The sequence below is a fragment of the Zoogloea sp. LCSB751 genome (assembly GCF_002028455.1).
Classification (GTDB): Bacteria; Pseudomonadota; Gammaproteobacteria; order Burkholderiales; family Rhodocyclaceae; genus Zoogloea.
Genome location: NZ_MWUM01000709.1, coordinates 1 through 230, shown reverse-complemented (window position 1 = coordinate 230; position 230 = coordinate 1). Strand labels below are relative to the sequence as shown.

The 230-nt window shown below is 49.1% G+C and carries 1 protein-coding gene; it reads left to right on the top strand.

The window, feature by feature from the left end; genetic code table 11:
- Positions 1–230 (top strand): ATP-binding cassette domain-containing protein (locus B4920_RS28270; protein WP_139379810.1); only part of this gene is annotated, 230 nt, incomplete at both ends.

The window sequence follows — 230 nt, the reverse complement described above, 5'->3', positions numbered from 1 at the left end:
AAGCTGTGCATAGGTTTAGTGCCACAGGAATTTAACTTCAACCAGTTTGAAACTGTGCTGCAAATTGTGGTGAATCAGGCGGGTTATTATGGTGTACCTAAGGTCGTGGCTCTTGAGCGAGCCCAAAAATACTTAAGTCAGCTGGATTTGTGGGAGAAACGTAATAGTCAGTCCCGCACCTTGTCGGGGGGGATGAAGCGGCGGTTAATGATTGCCCGCGCCCTGATGCA